The 21,006-nt window shown below is 38.7% G+C and carries 17 protein-coding genes; 15 read left to right on the top strand and 2 right to left on the bottom strand.

Annotated features, from left to right (window positions below; translation table 11 throughout):
• Nucleotides 1–19: 19 nt before the first annotated feature.
• From DKL56_RS06995 to DKL56_RS06985, 3 genes are read left to right on the top strand one after another with little or no spacing between them, the layout of a single operon-like run.
• Entirely contained in the window at nt 20–1,237 is a 1,218-nt protein-coding gene (locus DKL56_RS06995) for an MFS transporter (protein ID WP_109715882.1), read from the top strand.
• 39 nt (nt 1,238–1,276) lie between these two features.
• Nucleotides 1,277–3,142 carry an FAD-dependent oxidoreductase gene (locus tag DKL56_RS06990; protein ID WP_109715881.1) on the top strand — a complete coding sequence of 622 codons (1,866 nt, stop codon included), beginning with the start codon at nt 1,277–1,279 and terminating at the stop codon, nt 3,140–3,142.
• 25 nt (nt 3,143–3,167) lie between these two features.
• Entirely contained in the window at nt 3,168–4,613 is a 1,446-nt protein-coding gene (locus DKL56_RS06985; protein WP_109715880.1) for a vinyl phenol reductase, read from the top strand.
• 88 nt (nt 4,614–4,701) lie between these two features.
• On the opposite strand, the gene add is transcribed toward DKL56_RS06985, so the two are convergent.
• Complete coding sequence (add, locus tag DKL56_RS06980) at nt 4,702–5,724, bottom strand: adenosine deaminase (protein WP_109715879.1); 1,023 nt, start codon at nt 5,722–5,724, stop codon at nt 4,702–4,704.
• A gap of 193 nt (nt 5,725–5,917) precedes the next feature.
• Nucleotides 5,918–7,273 (bottom strand): threonine/serine exporter family protein, encoded by a 1,356-nt coding sequence (locus DKL56_RS06975; protein WP_239440580.1) that lies wholly within the window; start codon nt 7,271–7,273, stop codon nt 5,918–5,920.
• Between the two features lie 168 nt (nt 7,274–7,441).
• Here DKL56_RS06975 and DKL56_RS06970 point away from each other — a divergent pair, with 168 nt between their 5' ends.
• The 12 genes from DKL56_RS06970 (at nt 7,442) to DKL56_RS06915 (ending at nt 21,000) form a co-directional block, all read left to right on the top strand.
• Nucleotides 7,442–7,894, top strand: coding sequence for a MarR family winged helix-turn-helix transcriptional regulator (locus DKL56_RS06970; RefSeq protein ID WP_074425885.1), 453 nt, complete (start codon nt 7,442–7,444; stop codon nt 7,892–7,894).
• A gap of 57 nt (nt 7,895–7,951) precedes the next feature.
• On the top strand, nt 7,952–9,358 hold the full coding sequence (locus DKL56_RS06965; protein ID WP_109715877.1) for an MDR family MFS transporter: 1,407 nt from the start codon (nt 7,952–7,954) through the stop codon (nt 9,356–9,358).
• Between the two features lie 165 nt (nt 9,359–9,523).
• Nucleotides 9,524–10,279, top strand: coding sequence for a DeoR/GlpR family DNA-binding transcription regulator (locus DKL56_RS06960; RefSeq protein ID WP_109715876.1), 756 nt, complete (start codon nt 9,524–9,526; stop codon nt 10,277–10,279).
• Nucleotides 10,279–11,193 carry a 1-phosphofructokinase gene (gene pfkB, locus DKL56_RS06955; protein WP_074425882.1) on the top strand — a complete coding sequence of 305 codons (915 nt, stop codon included), beginning with the start codon at nt 10,279–10,281 and terminating at the stop codon, nt 11,191–11,193. Before DKL56_RS06960 ends, pfkB begins: the two co-directional genes overlap by 1 nt.
• 16 nt (nt 11,194–11,209) lie before the next feature.
• Nucleotides 11,210–13,180 carry a PTS fructose transporter subunit IIABC gene (locus DKL56_RS06950; protein WP_109715875.1) on the top strand — a complete coding sequence of 657 codons (1,971 nt, stop codon included), beginning with the start codon at nt 11,210–11,212 and terminating at the stop codon, nt 13,178–13,180.
• Between the two features lie 459 nt (nt 13,181–13,639).
• Entirely contained in the window at nt 13,640–14,530 is an 891-nt protein-coding gene (locus tag DKL56_RS06945) for a metal ABC transporter solute-binding protein, Zn/Mn family (protein ID WP_109715874.1), read from the top strand.
• Between the two features lie 13 nt (nt 14,531–14,543).
• Nucleotides 14,544–15,710 carry an SLAP domain-containing protein gene (locus DKL56_RS06940; RefSeq protein ID WP_109715873.1) on the top strand — a complete coding sequence of 389 codons (1,167 nt, stop codon included), beginning with the start codon at nt 14,544–14,546 and terminating at the stop codon, nt 15,708–15,710.
• Between the two features lie 56 nt (nt 15,711–15,766).
• Nucleotides 15,767–16,387 (top strand): metal ABC transporter ATP-binding protein, encoded by a 621-nt coding sequence (locus DKL56_RS06935; protein ID WP_109716050.1) that lies wholly within the window; start codon nt 15,767–15,769, stop codon nt 16,385–16,387.
• The gene (locus tag DKL56_RS06930; protein ID WP_074425878.1) at nt 16,387–17,184 is read left to right on the top strand and encodes a metal ABC transporter permease; all 798 of its coding nucleotides are present in this window, start codon (nt 16,387–16,389) and stop codon (nt 17,182–17,184) included. Before DKL56_RS06935 ends, DKL56_RS06930 begins: the two co-directional genes overlap by 1 nt.
• A 172-nt stretch (nt 17,185–17,356) precedes the next feature.
• Nucleotides 17,357–18,586: a lactate oxidase gene (locus tag DKL56_RS06925; protein WP_074425877.1), complete on the top strand. Its 1,230-nt coding sequence runs from the start codon at nt 17,357–17,359 to the stop codon at nt 18,584–18,586.
• Between the two features lie 175 nt (nt 18,587–18,761).
• The gene (locus DKL56_RS06920) at nt 18,762–20,258 is read left to right on the top strand and encodes an ABC transporter substrate-binding protein/permease (protein WP_109715872.1); all 1,497 of its coding nucleotides are present in this window, start codon (nt 18,762–18,764) and stop codon (nt 20,256–20,258) included.
• Nucleotides 20,251–21,000 carry an amino acid ABC transporter ATP-binding protein gene (locus tag DKL56_RS06915; RefSeq protein ID WP_046307802.1) on the top strand — a complete coding sequence of 250 codons (750 nt, stop codon included), beginning with the start codon at nt 20,251–20,253 and terminating at the stop codon, nt 20,998–21,000. Before DKL56_RS06920 ends, DKL56_RS06915 begins: the two co-directional genes overlap by 8 nt.
• The last annotated feature ends 6 nt before the right edge of the window (nt 21,001–21,006 follow it).

Genomic DNA, 21,006 nt, shown 5'->3' with positions numbered 1-21,006 from the left:
AAAAAGGAGTTAAAGAATCATGGAAGAAAAACAATTACCGAAGCTTTCGAATTATCGGTGGGTAATTTTGGCAATTGCTGCTTTGCTTGATGCAACAAGCAGTTACATTCAATTTCAAATTTCTGCTTTAGCCGTTCAAATTATGCCAGCTTTGCATATTTCACCAGCACAACTGCAGAGTTTAGTAATGGCACCAATGTTAATTGCAGTTTTCTTGAGTATTCCTGCAGGATCACTTGCGGATAAATTTGGTGCAAAAAAGATTGTTTCAGTTGGACTGGTTATTTCTGTAATAGGTGCATATGGCCGTTTAATTGCAACCAACTTCGTTACACTAATGATTATGTTGCTATTATTTGGTGTTTACATGGCACTGTTAAACGCGAACACTTTAAAGATTTTCGGTACTTGGTTCAAGCAAGATACTAATACCGCTATGGGTGTTTTCTTTGCCTCAGCCAGTGTTGGTATCATGCTTTCCCAAGCTACCAGCTCAATGTTCCCAAGCGTTCAAATAGCATATACTTTTTCATCTACTGTTTTATTAGTTTTAGCAGTTTGTTGGATGATTTTTGTAAAAGATACTCCAGAAGGAGAAGAAATTCCTCAACCACAAGTGGAAGATGGAAAGGCTGAGTCTTCACTCGAATTCTTTAAAGCTGCTGCTCACAGTAAGAAAACTTGGTATGTTGCTTTGGCTGTTGGCTTCGGAATGGGTTCTAGTGAGGCCTTTTCAAGCATTATGCCACAGGCTTTTGCCGCTAGAGGTATGAGTCCTGCTCAAGCTGGTGCAGTTGCGGCTGTAGCTACAATCGGTAGCTTATGTGGTTCATTATTTGGACCTGCAATTATTAATAAAGCTAAAAAGGCAAAACCATTAATGATTCTTATTACAATCTTAGGAGGTTTATTAATGGCAGTTACTTGGTACATTCCTTTAGGAATGCCACTAACAATTGCTTTGATACTCGGTGGTGTGTTTGGTGCCATGACCGGACCTATCATGCAAGCAATGCCTATCACATTCCCTGAAATTGGACCTAAAAATGCTGGTAGTGCCGGCGGTTTAGTAGGTACTGTTTCATTACTTCTTTCATATGGAGTTCCGGTTATTATTTCAGCAATTGCCGGTGCAAATTATGCGTTAACTTTTATTATTCAAGGTGTTGTTTTTATGATTCAAGTAATCGTGCTAGCAATTTTACCAGATCCAAATGCTGCTCGTGAGCACGAATAGATTACATTAAAGGTTATGGCTTAGAAAGGAATAATTCTTATGACAAAGGAAATTACAAAGATACCTGGTAAATATACAGGTTCTGGTCAAGGCAAAGAGAGCGAAATTAACCTTGAGGTTGAAGTTGGCTCTGACAAAATAGTTAATGTAAAACCATTAGATAAATATGCACCTGATAGCTTGGCAGATAATGCCTTTAAGAAAATGGCGCAAAAAATTGTTGACCATCAATCAGTTGATGTTGACGTTGTTTCAGGCGCTTCTGAAACTTCACGTGGAATTATCGAAGGTGTAAAAGAAGCTTTAGGCAAAGCACAAGTTGATTTTGCTGCTTTAAAAGAGAATAGCTCGCATTCTAACGCATCTGGTAAAAAAACAGTGGATGTTGATGTAGCAGTTGTTGGAGCAGGCGGTGCTGGTGTTGCTGCAGCTCTTGCTGCACGTCAACATGGTGCAAGTGTGGCTTTAATTGAAAAGACGATTTCACCTCTTGGTGCAAGTACTTTTGCTGGTGGTATGTTTGCTGGTGATAGTCAACAACAGAAAGAAAAGAATGCGGTTGTATCTAAGAAGTGGCTCTATGACGAATACATGGACGCTTCTCAAGGTTATATGAACTCAATTTTAGTTCGTCGCATTATTGATGAATCTGGTAAGACAGTTGATTGGTTAAACGAAAATGGTGCAATCATGAAGTTAGTAGATGCCGGAACGGGCGGTAGTTATGACCATATCGGCATGCCCGCTACATTGCATGGTTACCAAGAAGGCGGTACAAAAGCTGTCACTAAATTAATCGAAAAGTTTAAGTCTTTAGGCGGCAAAATGTACTTTGGCTTTGCCGGTCAGAGACTATTGCAAGACGATAACGGCAATGTTACTGGCGTTGTTGCACATGGCGATGATCAAGTTTTACATGTCAATGCTAAAAAGGTAATCATTGCTACTGGCGGTTTTGGTGGTAATCCAAAAATGCGTAAGGAGTACTTGGGCGATGTAAGTACACAAGGCCAAGTTTTACAAAATACTGGTGATGGCTTAAACATGGCATGGGATGCCGGAACTGCCCACCATATTAATGGTTCTACGCATTACTTCTGGCAAACTTTTAGTGATGAAGATATTGGTGAAATGGCTAAAATTGTTGGTCCTAATTGGATGCCAATCAATGCGCTAGCTGATTTTCCAAACTTACGTGTTAACAATCGTGGTCAACGTTATGCCAGTGAAACTCATGCACTCGACTTTGCAGTTCACGGAGCTGAATTGTCAGAGCAACCACAACAAACCGAATTTGTTGTTTTGGATCAAGCAATGCTTGATAAGATCAAAGAAGGCGGAACAGTAGCAATCGAAGATCACTATGGCAAATGGAAAGATCACCGTGAATTCTATATGGAATTTAATTTCCCTACTGACACTGACGAAGCAATCAAGCGTGAGCATGAAAAAGTTGATTTTACGACACTTTTGGATAAATTGTCTTCAACCAATGTGGTCTTTATTGGAAAGACTATTAAAGAATTGGCCCAAAGAATGGGAGTTAACGAAGAAAACTTGCAAAATGCAGTAGATCAGTATAATAACGCTAAAAAGAAGGGCGAGGATGATCTGTTCTTCTCTGATACTAAGCGCATGATTCCAGTAGAACAAGGTCCATTTTATGCCGTTAAATTCATTGCACGTAACTTAGGTACACTCGGTGGTGCAACAATTGACGAAAAAATGCATGCACTTGCTCCAGATGGTGAGCCCGTACCGAACTTGTATGTTGCTGGTGCTGATGCGTCTGGAATGTATGGTAAAGCTTACGTTGATTTCGAAGGCGGAACTTTAGGATTTGCTTACATTTCTGGCCGACTGGCAGGAATTGATGCTGCTGAGACAGCAAAAGCTGGTAAGTAATTATTAGCCAAAAAGGAGAATAGTGATGGCTGAAGAAAAATATGATGTAGTAATTGCTGGTGCTGGACTTGCAGGCTTTGCAGCAGCTGCTGAAGCGGGGGAACAAGGCTTAAAAACGCTGTTAGTTGAAAAAGGCAAGACAACCGGTGGTACTGGTAACTATGTTGAAGGTGTTTTTGCAGCTGATTCTGCATTGCAACAAAAAGACAATTCTGCACTTGATAAAGAAGAACTTTTAAAAGAAGAGTTAAACTATTCGCACTACAAGGCTGACGGTAAAATGTGGCAAAAGTACATTGATCAAGCTGGTACTAATGTTTCTTGGCTTGAAGACCATGGTGCCAAAATTGCGATGGTTGCCGGACTTGGTGATGGCGCTAAAACATGGCATTTGTTTGAGGGCAAAGGCCATGATGCAATTCATAATGGTTTAGAGCCATATGCCAAAGAAAACGGTGTCGAAATTAAGACATTAACTAGAGTTACTGATCTTCAAAAAGCTAAGAGTGGTTCCTTTGAAGTGACTCTGACTAATGTTGAAGATAATACCGATACTGTTGTTAAAGCTAAAAATGTTGTTTTAGCAACTGGTGGCTACTTGAACAATTTAGAGTTAATGGAACAAACACCACATCAAAACCCTGATAATGTTATTCCAGTAAATTCAGGCAAGAGCACAGGTGATGGCTTGAAATTGGCTTGGCAACTTGGTGCTAAACAATTCTTTACAGGGATGTCAATGATGTTTGGTGGCCAGCTAAAAGATCGCACAGTTCCATCATTTAAGTTATGGGGCACAGCAATTTGGAGCTCAGTTTGTGATCAGCCACAAATGTGGGTTAATGAATTAGGTGAACGTTTTGTTGATGAAAGTGCTGCGGTCGTCAACTGGGCTAATGAAGGTAATGCAATGAACCGTCAAGAGCGTGTCTTCTGCGTCTTCAGCCAAAAAATTCTGGACGATTTTACCGATAAGTCCTATCCAAGGTCAATGAAGCCATTTGTACCAGAAGATCGCTATCCAACCTTGCGTGATGATATAGAGCAGGCCGAAAAAGATGGCCGCGAGTACTTACACAAAGCTAACACCCTTGAAGAACTGGCTGAAGAAATCGATACACCAAATCTGGTTTCATACGTAAAACATTACAATGAAATGGCAGCAAACGGTGAAGATACAGATTTCCATAAACCTGCTAAATATCTATTACCTGTTGATGGCAATGGTCCATTTTATGCAATTGAATTAGGTGTCGGAGCCTATACAACTGGTGATGGCTTAAGAGTCGATACAGATAATGAAGTTCTAGATACTAAAGGCAGACCAATTGAAGGACTATATGCAATTGGTAGTGATGGTTCCGCGATTCTCTATGGCGATACATACGGTGTCAACGTTCCAGGAACACATGCCGGATACTGTATTTTCTCAGGTAGAAATGCAGTTAAAGCAATTGCAGATAAGGCGTAAACATAAGTTAGTTTTAATTCTATATTCTCTCAAAAAAACAACTTCTAAAAAATGGAAGTTGTTTTTTTATTGGTTTTGATTTTTATTTTTATTTACTAAACTTAGCAACATAGGAATCAATTTCTGCTAAGTAGAGTTCTTTTTGCTTTTGGCTAATCCAAGAAGATTCAAAAGAGTTTTTGGCTAATCGAACAACTTGTTCTTGCGATAGCTGATACTTTTGTGCAAGTGCATAGTAATTATCACTGATGTAACCTTTAAAATAGGCAGGATCGTCTGAATTAATTGATACTTTAACTCCTGCTTTTAAAAGAGAAATTATTTCTTCACCTTTCATTTCTGGAGAAACAAAACCATTTGATAGTGGGCATGAGGTTAAACCAATTTGCCTTTTAGCTACTAATTCAACTAAATCAGGATCTTCAACAATGTTTGTTCCGTGGTCAAGACGTTCAACTTCCATAATTTCTAATGCTTGTTGAATGTGCTCAATGGAATCTTTTTGGTCAATATCACAGTGAGTAGTCAAGTGAAGTCCTGCAGCAGCAGCATCTTCAAATTGACGTGCAAATTTTAGTGGTGGATTGTTATGTTCGTCTGAATCAAGTCCAACCCCGATGATCTTATCGCGATATTTCAGACCTTCTTGCAAAGTTAGGCGTGCAGATTCTTTAGAGAAATCACGTAAAAAGCACATGATTAAGTGAGCATCAACGTTTAATGCATGAGCGTCAATTGTTGCTTGATATAAGCCATTGATAACCGTCTCAAAAGGAATACCACGGCTGGTATGAGCTTGAGGATCGAAAAATATTTCAACGTGGCGAACGTTGTTAGCCGCAGCCTTGGTCAAATATGCCCAAGCTAAGTCATAAAAATCTTCTTCGGTTTGTAAAACATTCATAGCTGGATAGTAAACAGCTAAAAATGATGCTAAATCATGGTAATCATATGTTTTTTGGACATCTTCAATAGTTTCTTGTCCAATATCAACATTATTGCGTTTAGCCAGTTTTAACTTTAGTTCTGGTTCTAGTGTACCTTCAATATGCAAGTGCAATTCTGCCTTAGGCAAACCGCGGGTAAATTCTGGCGTCACAGTTGAACTCATTTTATTCCTCCTGAAAATAATGTTCACTTTATATATAACATATTTAAATTTTAACATAAAAATTAGCTCATAAATACAATTTATCCGAACTATTTTGTTAATTTATTTTTATAAAGTACGCCTTTACTCGAAAAGAAGAAAAGAAAAAACCAGCTCTTATCAGCTGGTTTTACAAAACTTTTAGTTTTAAATACTAATCTGCATGACGCCATTTTGGATCTGTTAGAATTCGGGCAGTTAATAATCCAATTGGCAAAGCATTAATAATCATTAGAGCATTCATGATCCAATATGCTCCGATATTAATATTAGTTACACCAAAATTAAAAACTGCTCGATACATGTAGAGCCCTGGAACCATGATAACAATGGCCGGAACGGTAATGGCGATTCGCGGGAATCCAACTTTATCACGGACGAAGCTAGCAATTAAGCCGGCAATCAGTGCACCAATAAAGGCTGCTAAGGCAGCTGGTAAATGATTAAATTCGACTAAATTTAGACGTAAAGTGTTAGAAAATGCGCCGATAATTGCTGCAACTGCAGCCATTGATGGCTTGGCGTTAAACATGATTGAGAAACCATAAACACCGCAGAAACTGGCAATTAGTCTAAAGATGGTTAACGCAAGTGGATTAAGTTGCAATTCAGGAATAGAGCCAGGCTTTAAACTTAAGGCTGTTGCCATGCCCCAACCTACCATAGTTGCAATCAAAATAGTCAAAATGGCGTAGGCTAATCGCTCAAGCCCAGACCTCATGTCTAGTTTTGACATATCAAGTCCAGAAGTAATAAATGGAAAGCCGGGAATAACATAGAGCATAGCCCCGATATAGCCATAAGCATGGCTGTAACTCCAGCCGAAGCATAACTGTCCTAGTTTAAAACAGAGGAAGTAAACAGCACACGAAACTGCAACTCCAGCTGCAATTTTAGCAACTAAAGTTATTTTCTTTTTTCCCATGTATTCACGTAAGTAATTACCAATAACTGCACCAAAGAAAGTACAAATCATTTCTGGCAGTCCGCCGCCGAGTAGAAAAATGAAACTAGTACAAGCGATGCCTGCACTTAAAGCAGAAATAGCAATAGGATAGGTTTGCGTATGACGTTCAATTTGATTAAGTTCATGATGAACGCCCCCAATTGTCCAATATTCGTTTTCTGTTTCAAAGCGGCGTACGAAATCTTCTAATTTATTGAGTTTGTTCATGTTGACGCCAGTAGAAGGCAAAGATAGGGTTTGGGAGTATGACTTGTTATCAACGTCAAAGCAGGTGTAGCTAATAGTCAGCAGTCCAATGTCGGCAGAACAGGTGACGTCCAGTGCCCGTGAGATTGTGTTCATTGAATCGCGCACGCGCCATGCTCCTGTTCCACATTCCAGTAGCATCAGTCCAATTCGGCCAACTAGCGAGCCCTTTTCCACTAGCGTTGTATCCTTTATTAAAGTATCATCTGGACTTTTAAAGAACTCTTTCCAGTGAATTCTCATATGATGATGGCCAGATATATGATGCTCTTCTTGACTTGTGCTATTTTCGTCCATTACTAAATGCATAACCTTTCTAAATGCTAAATTACAATGTTTTCATTGTAGCACAAATGAAAATATGAAAATTATTCTGAAATCACTTACAGTGATACGTAAAATTCCTATCTTAAATTGCAAAAATAATTTTGTGTAGTATACTACACAAATGAGGTGAGGGAAATCATGAACGTATATTTAAACCGAATTGGTCCTAAAATCAAAGCTGCGAATACATTAATTGAAAAACAACTAAATAATCAGTTTGGAGAAATGTTCAAGGACTATTCTTTAACTGGTGCACAGATATCGTTAATGGTTTTTCTGTATGATGCCAAAGATAGAACGGTGACGCAAAAAGAAATAGCGGATATGTTTGTGCTAAGTCATCCAACAATCAGAGGAATTGTGCGACGCTTGGAAGAAAATGGTCTGATTTATACAGCCCACCTTGAAACTGACCAACGTCAAATAGTTTTGCAATTATCTGACAAGGGCTTTGCTCTAGTTGATAAGAACATTAACAAAATTCATGCAATTCTTGATAACACTAATGAACAAATCACACAAGGTTCATCAGTTGTTGAAGTTGAGCAGTTTGAAGCTTTTCTCGATCAAATAATTGAAGGTTTTAAATAAAGTCATGCTTTATTTCTATTAAATGTAGCTTGCTACATATTATAAAAGGGAGAAAAAATGGAAAAAGAAGTGAAAGAAATTTCTGGTAAAAAAAGAGCGCTGATGATGGCGGTGCTACTGTTCGGTGCCTTTGTTTCATTATTGGCTGAAACTTTTTTAAATAATGCATTACCGTCAATCATGAAGTCGTTTAACGTGGGACAGGCAACAGCTCAATGGTTAACCACGGCATATTTATTGGTAGTTGGGTTAATGATTCCGATTTCGGCTTGGATTTTTGAGTCATTTAGTCTCAAAAACAATTTTTTAACTATGATGGCAATCTTTTTTGCTGGCTCGTTAGTTTGTCTGTTTGCGCCAAATTTTGAAGTTTTGCTACTGGGACGTATTATTGAAGCCATTGCCGCGGGAGGGCTGATGCCATTTATTCAAAATGTCATTTTAATTCTATTTCCACCAGAAAAGCGTGGAATGGCAATGGGAATCACTGGATTGGTAATTGGTTTTGGACCAGCCGTTGGACCAACCATTTCAGGCTTGATTTTGAAATATGCAGAATGGCAAATGCTATTTATAATTTTAAGCTTTGCCAGTGCTTTAGTATGTGTACTTGCCTTTTTTACAATTCAAAATATCACTGTTGCTCATTTAAGCTCAGTCGATGTGGTTTCTTTTCTGGAATCAATTGTAGGATTTGGGTTGATCTTGTATGCACTGTCAGAAATAGGTAATACTGGTAAAATCACCGTAACTTTAACTTTGATTTTTATTATTGGTATTGTAATTATTTGGCTATTTTGTCGTCGCCAGTTGAAGATGTCTAAACCTTTATTAGATATCAGAGTTTTGAAAAATTCAGGCTTTGATCTGTGTACATTGCTTAGCACAATTAGTAACATTTCAATGGTAGGAATAGAGTTAGTTTTGCCATTGTATTTACAAACAACGCGTGCGGAAACTGCATTAACTTCTGGCTTAGTGATGATGCCTGGAGCCTTAATAATGATTATCTGCAATCCGATTTCAGGTACTTTATATGATAAATTTGGCATTAAAAAACTGTCTTTGTTTGGCTTTGGGATGTTGTTGTTAGGTACTCTACCAATGTTGATTTTCAACACTAAAACAAGTCTAGTTTTAATTAGTTTATGCTATGCGCTAAGAATGATTGGTATTTCTTTCACCATGATGACTACTTTTACTGCTGGAATTAATCAAGTGGATACAAATATGACAGCTCATGCGAATGCTGTTTCATCAACCATTAGACAAATAGGTGGTTCACTTGGGACTGCTTTGGCGATGCTAGTTATAACATTAGGAGCAACTGGCAGCGGTGTAAGCGAAGCAATAAGGTTGGATAATGGCTATCGCTTAGGCTTTATCATGATGTTAATTTTTGCAATTATTGGGTTTGTTTGCTCATTTATTTTGCCGTCTGCGCAAAAAGAACTACGTAAATAGTGAAGAGAAAGCTGTGATGCTAATAGCGTACAGCTTTTTTGTTGTCTTTAAGGTTAGGAGTTAAGAATAGGCTGCTTGTTTTTGCGTAAAAGTGAATGATTTTGAGTAAAAATGATTGATTTTGAATGGAAACGCGCATAAAATACTCTTCGGAGGTGAGGGAAGATGCTAACACAGGAACGTCAAAAGTTGATTGAAAACTATGTTAATCAACATGAACTATGTCGTGTTTGCGACTTGTCCAAACTGACGGCAACGTCAGAGTCGACGATTCGGCGAGACCTAATTCGAATGGAAGAAAAAGGTTTAGTTCGAAGAGTTCATGGTGGTGCACAGTCGGTTAAGAAACTTGCTCATGATGTTTCGCAGCATATTCGCTTCACAATGAATCACGATGATAAGGTTCGAATTGCACGCTACGCAGTTGAGCATTACGTGCATGAAAATGATTATCTTTTTATCGATGCAGGTACAACTGCTTATGAAATGGTTCCGTTTCTTGCCAATGTAGCAGGTATAACCATTGTCACTAATGGAATTGAAACAGCACTAAGTGCTGTTGGGCATGGCATTAACACCATGCTTTTGGGTGGCAAGATTAAAGAAGATACTCATGCTGTGATTGGGCAATTTGCGATTGAACAATTGCAGAGCATGAACTTTGCTGCCAGCTTTATTGGAACTAATGGAATTGATCACAATGGTAATCTGACAACACCGGATCCAGAGGAAGCAGCCATTAAGAAGCAAGCAATTGCCTGTGCAGATCATACTTACGTTTTGACGGATGAAACTAAAATTGGTGAACGTAACTTCGCTGTTTTTGGCAACGTCAAACACCTCACCGTGATCACAAATAAACTTAAGGTACAAAACAAAAAGATTTTACCTGCAAAGGTTAATTTGAAGGAGGCCAAATAATGATATATACGGTAACCGTTAATCCTGCTTTGGACTATGTCATTCAATTAGACAAAGTGGATAGCGGTAATGTTAACCGTAGCAATAATTGCTCATTTCTTGCTGGGGGTAAGGGAATCAACGTTTCCCAAATTCTAAATCAGCTTGAAATTGACAATACTGCTTGGGGCTTTGTCGGTGGTTTTACCGGTAAAGAGTTGGTGCGTCAACTAAATCAACGCCGCATTGTTAATGACTTTGTGACTATTTCAGACGATACGCGCGTCAATGTGAAGGTTCATGCACAAGACGAAACCGAGATTAATGCTGCGGGACCAAATATTACAGATCAAGAAATTACTGCTTTCAAGTCACGAATGGGTGATTTACAAAAGGGTGATATTGTGGTCTTAAGTGGATCACTTGCACCAAGTTTGCCAGTAGACTTCTACAAAGAATTATTGCCAGAAATTAAGGAAGCTGGCGCCGAGTTTGTCATTGATACAACCGGTCAGGCACTACTTGACACACTGAGTTACAAGCCATTAGTAATCAAGCCTAACCATCACGAACTTGCTGAGCTGTTCAACACTACCTTTGATTCAGATCAAGATATGCTTGAATGTGCACGTAAGCTACTTGATATGGGAGCGCAAAACGTGATGGTTTCAATGGCTGGCAAAGGCGGTTATTTGATTACCAAAGATCATTTCTATCACGCTAAAGGAGCTGTGGGTACGGCTGTTAATTCAGTCGGTGCTGGTGACTCAATGATTGCTGGTTTTGTTGGAACTTATGTTAAGACCAATGATCCAGCTGAAAGCTTCCGTATCGGAATGGCATGTGGTGCAGCTACCGCCTTTACCAAGGATATTGCTGTGATGAGTCAGATTGAAGCTGTTTTACCACAGATTAATGTAGAACAACTATCGTAATTAAGGAGAAGAACTAATGAAAATTAAAGATATTTTAGCTCCTGAATCGATGATTATGTCGCTTAATGCGACTAATAAAGAAGATGCTATTAAGGAAATGGCCGATTTAGAGGTCGAAACAGGCATCGTCAACGATGAAGATGAATTCATCAAATCGATTTGGGCACGGGAGAATGAATCAACAACCGGTATTGGTGACGGAATTGCAATGCCTCACGCGCGCAACAAGTCTATCAATAAGGCACGTGTACTTTTTGCTAAGAGTGCACAGGGAATTGACTACAACTCACTTGATGGTCAACCAGTTAACCTCTTCTTTATGATCACTGCTCCTGATGGTGCAGACAATACTCACCTTGAGGCTTTGGCAAAACTTTCAGGTTTACTAATCAATCCTGATTTAGTTGCTGCACTTAAGGAAGCAAAGAATCCAGAAGAAGTTATTAACTTATTCGAAGAAGCTGAACAAAAGAGCGATGCAGATAAGAAGGCTGAAAAAGAACAAGCTGCTAGTCCTGCTGCTTCAACTGGTGAAGAAAAGCCATTAATTGTTGGTGTTACTGCATGTATTAACGGTATTGCTCATACTTACATGGCTCAAGAAGCTATTATTAAAGCAGGTAAAGCACGCGGTGCGGATGTCCGCATTGAAACTAATGGTTCTGAAGGTGTTAAAGATAAATTGACAGCTGATGAAATTAGTCGTGCTAAAGGTGTCATTATTGCTTCAGACAAGAAAGTGGACATGCCACGTTTTGATGGTAAGCCATTAATCAGTCGTCCAGTTGTCGATGGTATTAACAAGCCAGATGAATTAGTTGAAACAATTTTAGATTCAAAAGCTAGTGTTTACCACTCAGACGGTCAAGCAAGTTCTGAAACAAGTGATGATTCAAAGAAGGGATTCTGGGGCTCAATTTACCAAAACCTAATGAACGGTGTTTCGCACATGTTACCATTCGTTATCGGTGGTGGTATCTTAATGGCCATTTCCTTCATCGTTGAAAACTTTGCCGGTGGACCAAAATCACCTGCTTTCATTTTCTTAAACAATGCTGGTAACATGGCCTTTGCCTTCATGGTGCCAATCCTATCAGGTTATATTGCTGAATCAATTGGTGACCTGCCTGCCTTAATGCCAGGTTTTGTTGGTGGTTTCATGGCTACCGTTTATAGTGGAGCATACGGCGGTGCTTATGTTGCTAATGTTGTAACTAATGCTAAATCACCAGCCGGTTTCTTAGGCGGGCTTGCTTCCGGTTTTATTGCTGGTTACTTAGTAGTTGGCTTAAAGAAGCTGTTTGCTAAATTGCCAAAATCACTTGAGGGAATGAAGCCGATGCTCATTTACCCAATTTTGAGTTTGCTGCTGATTGCCTTAATTATGTACTACATTATTAACCCAATCTTCAGTGCAGTTAACTTTGCAATTACTAACTTCTTAAACCAAATGGGGACAGGCAACTTAGTAGTCTTAACAACTATTTTGGCTGCGATGATGTCAATTGATATGGGTGGACCTTTCAACAAGGCTGCTTACGTATTTGCATCAGGTGCCTTTGCTAACGACCCTCATTCAACTGTTGCCGCTGTAATGATGGCTGCCGTAATGGTTGGTGGGATGGTTCCACCATTTGCTACTGCAATTGGTACTACCTTCTTCAAGAACAAGTACACTTTGGATGAGCGTCGTGCAGGTTTAACTAACTGGATTTTAGGTTTCTCATTCATTACCGAAGGAGCTATTCCATTCGCTGCTGCAGATGCAGGTCATGTTATTCCTTCATGTATTATTGGTTCTGCTGTCGGTGGTGCTCTAGTAGGCCTATGGCGGATTGGTGTTCCTGCACCTCACGGTGGTCTATGGGTATCACCACTTGCTAACCATATTGTGCTTTACTTTGTAGCCACTATTATTGGTTCAATTGTTGCTGGTGTAATCTTAGGATTATGGAAGAAGCCAGTTGACAAGCAAGAACAAAAATAATTAGATAAATTAACCAAGTCTAGTAATGGGGATATTGTCCCTGTAAAAATGAAGAGACATCACACTTTTGAAGTGAGTTGTCTCTTTTTTGTTATCCAACAGTTACTGCTTTAGGATGGTAATAGTGAAAGAAATAATAGGTAAAAAATGAATAGTACGTCGAATGAAGAAAAGAAAAAGATAACCAAATGTACTGAGCCTAAAAATTGACCAGCTTCTGGGCTTTTATGATGAAAGTATATTATAAAGCTTAGTTATTTACTTACTTTAAAAGCGCGCAAAATTTTCGTACGCTTTTTTGTTTACTAGGAACTATCAGAGCTGATTTTGGTTATTATTTGTAAGTGACTTTAATTGCTGTATAATGGTTATTAATAGTAAGTGAAAATACAAATCTACGACTTACTATGTGATAACGGGGTAAAAGCCGATTATTAAATTGAAAGGTTTTTTAACAAGATGAAATTTGAAAAATTGAAGAAATTTTTTGCTGTAACTGTTTTATTTAGCGTGGTAGCAATCACCCTGGGGGCATGTTCGCAAAAGCCACAGAAGAGTAGCAAAAAAATTTCGATTATGACAACCACTAACGTTTATGCAGATATTGCGCAAAACGTTGTTGGAAGATATGGTAAGGCAGAAGCCCTCATTAAAAATCCTAGTGCGGATCCGCATGATTTTGAGCCAACTACTAATGATGCCAAGGCTCTATCAAGTGCTGATATTGTAATAGAAAATGGGCTAGGCTACGATAGCTGGATGGATAAACTTGCGTCTTCTGTAGAAAAAGAACCAATTAAAGTTGGTGAAGACCTAATGGGACGCAAAAAAGGTGATAACCCGCATATCTGGTTTGATTTGAACATGCCAAAAGAGTATGTTAATTACTTAATTAAGCGGCTAAGTAAAAAGGATCCGAAACATGCTGATTACTACCGTGAAAATGGATTGAAGTATTTAGCTAAGATTGACCGAATCAAAAAAGATGCGGCAAAAATAGATCATCAGGTTGATAAACCGGTTTATGTTAGTGAACCTGTTTTTGATTATGCCTTATCTTCTGTTAATATTAAGGTAGCAAACCAGGACTTTGAAAAAGCAATTCAAAATAATACAGATCCTAGTGCTGCGACCGTTCAAGAAATGACGCATGGAATTGAGAAGCGCAAGATAGCCTTCTTTGTTGATAATGAGCAGACTTCGAGTACGACGGTTAATAATTTTATTAAATTGGCAAAAAAGAATAAAATACCAGTTTTAAAAGTTAGAGAAACGATTCCGACTAAGATGACTTACCTTGATTGGATGACTGAAAGTTATCAAAAGTTGGCTGATGTAGCCAAGAAATAGTTATTGAAAGGGAATAAAAATGAGGAAATTAGTTGCTGCTATGGCTGTAGCTGTAGGAATGGCGGTTCCGCTTACGGCGGTCGCAATGGCAAATGATTCTGCGGTCGTTCAGGCAAGCTCGATTAATGATATGGCTAAACAAAATAGCTATGGTGGTATAACTTACCTTGATCAAATGCTTCAGCAGCAAGGCATAAAATATAATGATTTTTATGCCAGCAATCCTTTGAATTACCGCTACGGTAAGCCCGAAGGTGTGGTTGTTCACGAAACTGCTACACCAGGAGCTTCCGCATATAACGAAGCAATTTATTTTAACCGTGAGTGGATGAATATCTATTCTTATGTTCATGCATTTGTGGATAAAACTGGTGTAATCCAGATGACTTCACCAGATCATGGTGTTTGGGGTGCTGGCCCAGTTGCCAACAGCCGTTTTTTCCAAGTTGAACTGTGTGAAGATAATAATTTGGCTGACTTTGCCAAAAGCATCAATAATGATGCAATTTACATTGCGCAAATTATGCGCCAGTATAATCTTGCTCCTGTTAATGCTGTTCATACTGGTAAAGGAACCGTTTGGTCACACGCAGCAGTTTCTAAATTCTTAGGCGGGACAGATCATGGCGACCCAGATGGCTATTTTGCTAAATGGGGCTATTCAATGGATGATTTCTTCGACCTGATTAAATACTATTATGATAATGGTTCAACTGGTTCTACTACACCGGCGCCAACTCCATCAAAACCTGTCACACCAGCAAAACCTGTCACACCAGCAAAACCATCAACGCCTAAACCGACGCAACAACCAAAGCCGATTGATACTAAGCTATTGATGCACAATGCTTTAGTTTATGATGGTAATGGTGAAAAAACTAAGCAACCTACTAAGAAGGCTGGAACAAAGTTAAGCGTTTATGGTACCAAAACTATTAAAGGCAAAAAGTATTTCCAAATTGGGACAGATCAATATGTTGTCGCAACCAATATTGAAGGAAGCTTGCAGCTTTTAACACATAATGCCTATATTTATGATAGGGAGGGCAAGCGTGTTGGCACTGGTAAATTCAAACGTGGCAGTTATGTTAGAACATATGGTGGCCGAGTAAAGATAGACGGTCGTAAGTATTATATTATTGATGAAGATCAATACATTAAAGTGGGAAATTTTAAGTAAAAGATATTATTAAGGAGAGAAAATTGTCTGACATTTTAGAAGTAAAAAATCTCTCAATGAGATTTGATAAAAAGACTGTTTTTTCGGACCTCAATTTTAATTTAGAAAAAGGTTCAACAACAGCTCTTTTAGGACCAAACGGTACAGGCAAAACAACCTTAATTAGTATTTTAATGAAAATGCTAGCACCAACAACAGGCTCTTTTAAGTTTGCAGATGGTGTCAAGCTAGGTTATGTACCGCAGTTTCGAAATATTGATGCGGAATATCCACTATCAATCGAGGCTTTTGTTGGTTTAAATGCATCGACTTTTAAAAAACGTGAAGTTAAAGAAGCCATCAAGAACCAATTACAGGAAACTAATTTATATGAAATTAGGCACACCAGGATGGGCGAAGCCTCTGGTGGACAGAAGCAGCGCGCTTATTTAGCACAGGCGCTACTTGATCACCCGAACGTAATTATCCTTGATGAGGCAACGGCAAGTCTGGATCCTATGGCTAAAGACGAACTGATGAAGCTAATTAGACATTTAAATGAAAAACATAATATTACTGTTTTATTTGTTACCCATGATGTTGCATTAGCACAAAAATATATGCAGAACTATTTGTATTTAATTAATGGGCACATTGAACAAGGCGAAATGGCTCAATTTAAGGAGGCGTATGAATAATGTTTGCTTTTGATTTTATGCGTAATGCCTTCTTGGCCAGTACCTTTATTGCAATAACGTGTGGTACCGTTGGTGTTTATGTAGTTGCCCGTAATTTTAGTTTTTTGGCGCACACATTATCTGAGATTGGGTTCGCAGGTGCAGCTTTTGCTGTGTGGCTTGGAATTGGGCCACTTTGGGGAATGTTACTGTTCACACTCCTTGGTTCGATTAGTGTTGGCGAATTATCACTTCACAGTGATCAAAAAGAATCATCAATTAGTGCGATTTCGGCACTTTTTACAGGACTAGGAGTGCTATTTTTAGCAATTTCTGGTGCAAACAGTAACTACGCAACTAATATTTTATTTGGAAGTATTGTTGGTGTTGACAAGCAGGGGGTTATCCAGCTGGTAGTCTTGTCAGTAATTGTTTTACTAATGATTTTTAGTATTCAGAGGTCACTCAATTTTGATTCATTCGACCATATTGGAGCGGTAGCTCACGGAGTAAAAACTGGTTTAGTCAGTGTGATTTTCTTAATTGCACTGGCAATGTCTGTTTCGATTGGTGCGCAAATTGTTGGTTCCTTGCTAGTTTTCATTTTGCTCACCTTACCACCCGCAACGGCCAATTATATTGGTAAAACAATTGGCTCGATGATTGCATGGTCTGTTTTCTTTGCTTTAATTGGGGTCTGGCTAGGATTGTATCTTGGTTTTATTACTAATTTACCTGTAACTTTCTTTATTGCAGTGATTGAAGTAGTAATCTATCTTGTTACTTACTTCACCCATTTAATTAAGCGTAGCCTATAAGGAAAATAATAAAGAGGAGTCTATAATAATAGATTCCTCTTTTTGTTTGTGAAAAAATGAACGCTGTAAAGGCTGATATTTTAATGTTTCTTAACAAGCGTCACTAACTTTTGTAAGTGTTTGCATGTATAATAGATGTATGACATTTTAGAGTTAAAAAGGAGTATTTATAATGACATCATATTATAATGGATTTCCCCAAAGCGATCGGGATGAAGCAATCGACATGATTAACCTTGATGAACTTGAAGAGCGTGCGAAAGAAGTAATGCCAGAGGGTGCTTACTACTACATTGCTTCAGGTTCTGAAAATGAATGGACATGGCGTAATAATATTGCTGCATTTAACCATTTCCAAATTGTGCCACGTGCATTAACAAATATGGATAATCCACAGCTTGATACTGAATTCATGGGAATGAAACTCAAGACGCCTGTCATGATTTCACCAATTGCATGTCATGGTATTTCTCACAAGGATGCAGAAGTCGCCACTCAAAAGGGTGCAGCAGCGGCTGGCGCACTCTTTTCATCAAGTACATATGCTAATAAGAGCGTTGAAGATATTGCAGCAGCAGCTCCAGATGCACCACGCTTTTTCCAACTTTACTTAAGTAAGGATTGGGACTTTAACGAGATGGTCTTTGAAGCAATCAAAAAAGCTGGATACAAGGGTATTTTCTTGACGGTTGATGCACTTGTTTCTGGTTATCGCGAAGCTAACCTTAGAACTAACTTTGCCTACCCTGTACCACTAGATTTCTTCACTCGTTACCAGGGCGGTAAAGGTGAAGGTCAAACTGTTGCGCAAATGTACGCTTCATCTGCACAAAAGATTGGTCCAGAAGATGTTAAACGAATTAAGGAAATGTCCGGCTTGCCAGTTTTTGTCAAAGGTGTAGTTTGTGCTGAAGATGCATATCTAGCAATGGGTGCCGGAGCTGATGGGATTTATGTCACTAACCACGGTGGACGTGAAGTTGATTGTGGTCCAGCTACTATCGATATGTTGCCAGAAATTGCTAAGGCAGTTAACCATCGTGTACCTATTGTCTTTGATTCAGGTGTTCGCCGTGGTTCACATGTCTTTAAGGCTTTAGCACTTGGTGCAGACCTTGTTGGTGTTGGTCGACCATACCTTTACGGTTTAGCTCTTGGTGGTGCTAAAGGTGTGCAATCAGTAATTGAACAACTCAATAAGGAATTATTGATTGATATGCAATTGACTGGTTGCAAGACAATTGAAGATGTTAAGCACGCTAAAATTACGCACATCAACTACGCAGCTGATAACTTGAAGTCAAACACTGATCCTTCAAGAATCAAGCCATACCCTGTAACTGCAGAAAATCAAATGAAAGAAAGTGCAGCTGATGCAGTTTCAGGTGCTTCACACCATTAATAATTAAATAAGATTATCAAGGAGCTTTGTCTATATTGGGTAAATCGATATGCGACAAGGCTTTTTTTTGCGATAAAATATGATAAATGAGAAAATAACTCAAATATATCGTTGTATTCTAATTTTCATATTATTATAATTGCAATAACTATACTAACCTCGGAGGGCAGGAATAATGAAAAAAGCGTGGAAATGGCTTGAAGCGCTTTTGGTAGCAATGATGATGTTGGCGTTAGTGCCACAAACTGTCAATGCTGCCGAAAGTACGCAAGCCCCAAAAGTAACGGATAATTATTTGAAAAAGGTCAAGGAAAAGGGCGAGTTGGTTATGGGAACTAGCCCCGATTTTCCTCCTTATGAATTTGTCCAAAATGTGAATGGCAAATCCAAAGTAATGGGTATGGATATCGAAGTTGGCCGCAAAATTGCCCGAGACATGGGGGTTAAGCTAGTCATTAAAACGATGGACTTTGATTCATTATTGGTTGCCCTTGAGACAGGTAAGATTGATATGGTCATTTCTGGAATGACCGCAACACCGAAGCGGGCACAAAGTGTTGACTTTAGTCAAACTTACTATAAAAGTGGACAGGATCTAATCATTAGAAAGTCCGACAAAGGTAAATTCCATGATTATCGGTCTTTTAGTGGCAAAGCGATTGGTGCACAAACTGGTAGTATGCAAGCCACACTGCTTAAGGAACAAGCCAAAAAGTCTAAAATCAAAACAATGGATAAGACCAACGATCTTATTTTAGGCCTGAAAACTAACAAGTTTGATGCAGTCTTAGTTGATACTGCATCTGCTGCTGCTTTTGCGAAAAATACAGATGGCATAACATCAATACCTTCTGGACTTAAAATACCTTCTCAAGGTAGTGCTGTAGCTTTTCATAAAGGCGCTAAAAGTTTAGTTAAGTCTGCTAATAAATCAATCGATGAAATTAAAAAGAAGAAATTAGTAACTAAAGTATATTTACCTAATGTTGGTAAATATATTGCTAAAGGCAAAACTAAAAAAGAGGTTAAGGCTTCTAACTCGATGTGGGCCTACAAGGACTTCTTTATTGCTGGTGTTGGCTATACGCTATTTATTTCGGCAATTTCAGTTTTCTTTGGCTTTCTTTTAGGAGCAATCCTAGCCTTAATGCGCTTAAGTCATAATAAAATTGCACACTCAATTGCTACAGCATATATTGAATTCATTCGTGGCACACCATTAATGGTGCAATTATTATTCATTTACTTTGGCTTAGGCTTAGTTATTAATATACCTGCACTTTTATCAGGAATCATTGCGGTCTCACTGAACTCGGCGGCCTACGTTGCTGAAGTAATTCGGTCAGGAATTAGCTCAATTTCAGTTGGGCAAACCGAAGCTTCTCGCTCATTGGGACTGTCTAAGACAGCTACAATGCGCTATGTCATCATGCCGCAAGCAATGAAGAATATTTGGCCAGCACTTGGTAATGAATTTGTTTCCCTAATTAAGGAAAGTTCCATTGTATCGGTTATCGGTGTGAAGGATCTGATTTACCAATCAAGAATTGTCCAAGCTGATACTTACCGTGGAGTCATGCCATTAGTAATCACTATGATTTTGTACTTCATCATAACCTTTGGCTTGTCTAGCTTAATGAAAGTTTTTGAAAGGAAAATGAATCATGACTAAAAATGCGCCAGTGTTGAAAGTTGAACACTTGAAGAAAACTTTTGGCAAAAATGAAGTTTTAAAAGACATTAATGCAGAAGTTAAAGATGGCCAGGTTATTTGTTTAGTCGGACCATCAGGAGCTGGTAAGAGTACTTTTTTGCGTTGCCTTAACTTATTGGATCAACCAACTGCAGGCAAAGTGCTGTTTGAAGATAAAGAATTAACTGCTTTAAGTGAAAAACAGCTTGATACCTTGCGTGAAAAAATGGGCATGGTGTTCCAACAATTCAATTTATTTCCACATATGAATATTATTGAAAATATTAAGTTAGCACCAATGAAAGTTAAAAACGCTAGTGATGAGGAAGCAACTGCTAAAGCTGTTGAACTTTTAAAACAAGTTGGACTAGAAGAAAAAGCGATGGCTTTTCCAGCTAATTTATCAGGCGGACAACAACAACGTGTAGCGATTGCACGTGCATTAGCAATGGATCCAGAAGTAATGCTTTTTGATGAGCCAACCTCAGCATTAGATCCTGAAATGGTCGGGGAAGTACTTAAGGTTATGCAGGACTTGGCTCAAAAGGGGATGACAATGGTTGTTGTTACCCATGAAATGGGCTTTGCCAAAAACGTTGCAGATGAAGTATGGTTTATGGCAGATGGTTATATTCAAGAAAAAGCAACGCCACAAGAGTTCTTTGAGCACCCAAAGACTGAACGTGCGCAAGACTTTTTAGCTAAGGTACTTGAAGCATAAGAGGGG

The organism is Lactobacillus apis (assembly GCF_003150935.1).
Classification (GTDB): domain Bacteria; phylum Bacillota; class Bacilli; order Lactobacillales; family Lactobacillaceae; genus Lactobacillus; species Lactobacillus apis.
The sequence above is the reverse complement of the archived record's forward strand: the minus strand, read 5'-3'. Positions and strand labels throughout refer to the sequence as shown.

Bases quoted from the DNA above. Each gene is read 5' to 3' on its own strand.
- DKL56_RS06930 (WP_074425878.1), top strand. From the start codon at position 16,387: ATGTTTGCTTTTGATTTTATGCGTAATGCCTTCTTGGCCAGTACCTTT.
- DKL56_RS06960 (WP_109715876.1), top strand. From the start codon at position 9,524: ATGCTAACACAGGAACGTCAAAAGTTGATTGAAAACTATGTTAATCAA.
- DKL56_RS06970 (WP_074425885.1), top strand. From the start codon at position 7,442: ATGAACGTATATTTAAACCGAATTGGTCCTAAAATCAAAGCTGCGAAT.
- DKL56_RS06915 (WP_046307802.1), top strand. From the start codon at position 20,251: ATGACTAAAAATGCGCCAGTGTTGAAAGTTGAACACTTGAAGAAAACT.
- DKL56_RS06950 (WP_109715875.1), top strand. From the start codon at position 11,210: ATGAAAATTAAAGATATTTTAGCTCCTGAATCGATGATTATGTCGCTT.
- DKL56_RS06935 (WP_109716050.1), top strand. From the start codon at position 15,767: ATGAGATTTGATAAAAAGACTGTTTTTTCGGACCTCAATTTTAATTTA.
- DKL56_RS06945 (WP_109715874.1), top strand. From the start codon at position 13,640: ATGAAATTTGAAAAATTGAAGAAATTTTTTGCTGTAACTGTTTTATTT.
- DKL56_RS06925 (WP_074425877.1), top strand. From the start codon at position 17,357: ATGACATCATATTATAATGGATTTCCCCAAAGCGATCGGGATGAAGCA.
- add (WP_109715879.1), bottom strand. From the start codon at position 5,724: ATGAGTTCAACTGTGACGCCAGAATTTACCCGCGGTTTGCCTAAGGCA.
- DKL56_RS06985 (WP_109715880.1), top strand. From the start codon at position 3,168: ATGGCTGAAGAAAAATATGATGTAGTAATTGCTGGTGCTGGACTTGCA.
- DKL56_RS06990 (WP_109715881.1), top strand. From the start codon at position 1,277: ATGACAAAGGAAATTACAAAGATACCTGGTAAATATACAGGTTCTGGT.
- pfkB (WP_074425882.1), top strand. From the start codon at position 10,279: ATGATATATACGGTAACCGTTAATCCTGCTTTGGACTATGTCATTCAA.
- DKL56_RS06975 (WP_239440580.1), bottom strand. From the start codon at position 7,273: ATGGACGAAAATAGCACAAGTCAAGAAGAGCATCATATATCTGGCCAT.
- DKL56_RS06920 (WP_109715872.1), top strand. From the start codon at position 18,762: ATGAAAAAAGCGTGGAAATGGCTTGAAGCGCTTTTGGTAGCAATGATG.
- DKL56_RS06965 (WP_109715877.1), top strand. From the start codon at position 7,952: ATGGAAAAAGAAGTGAAAGAAATTTCTGGTAAAAAAAGAGCGCTGATG.
- DKL56_RS06995 (WP_109715882.1), top strand. From the start codon at position 20: ATGGAAGAAAAACAATTACCGAAGCTTTCGAATTATCGGTGGGTAATT.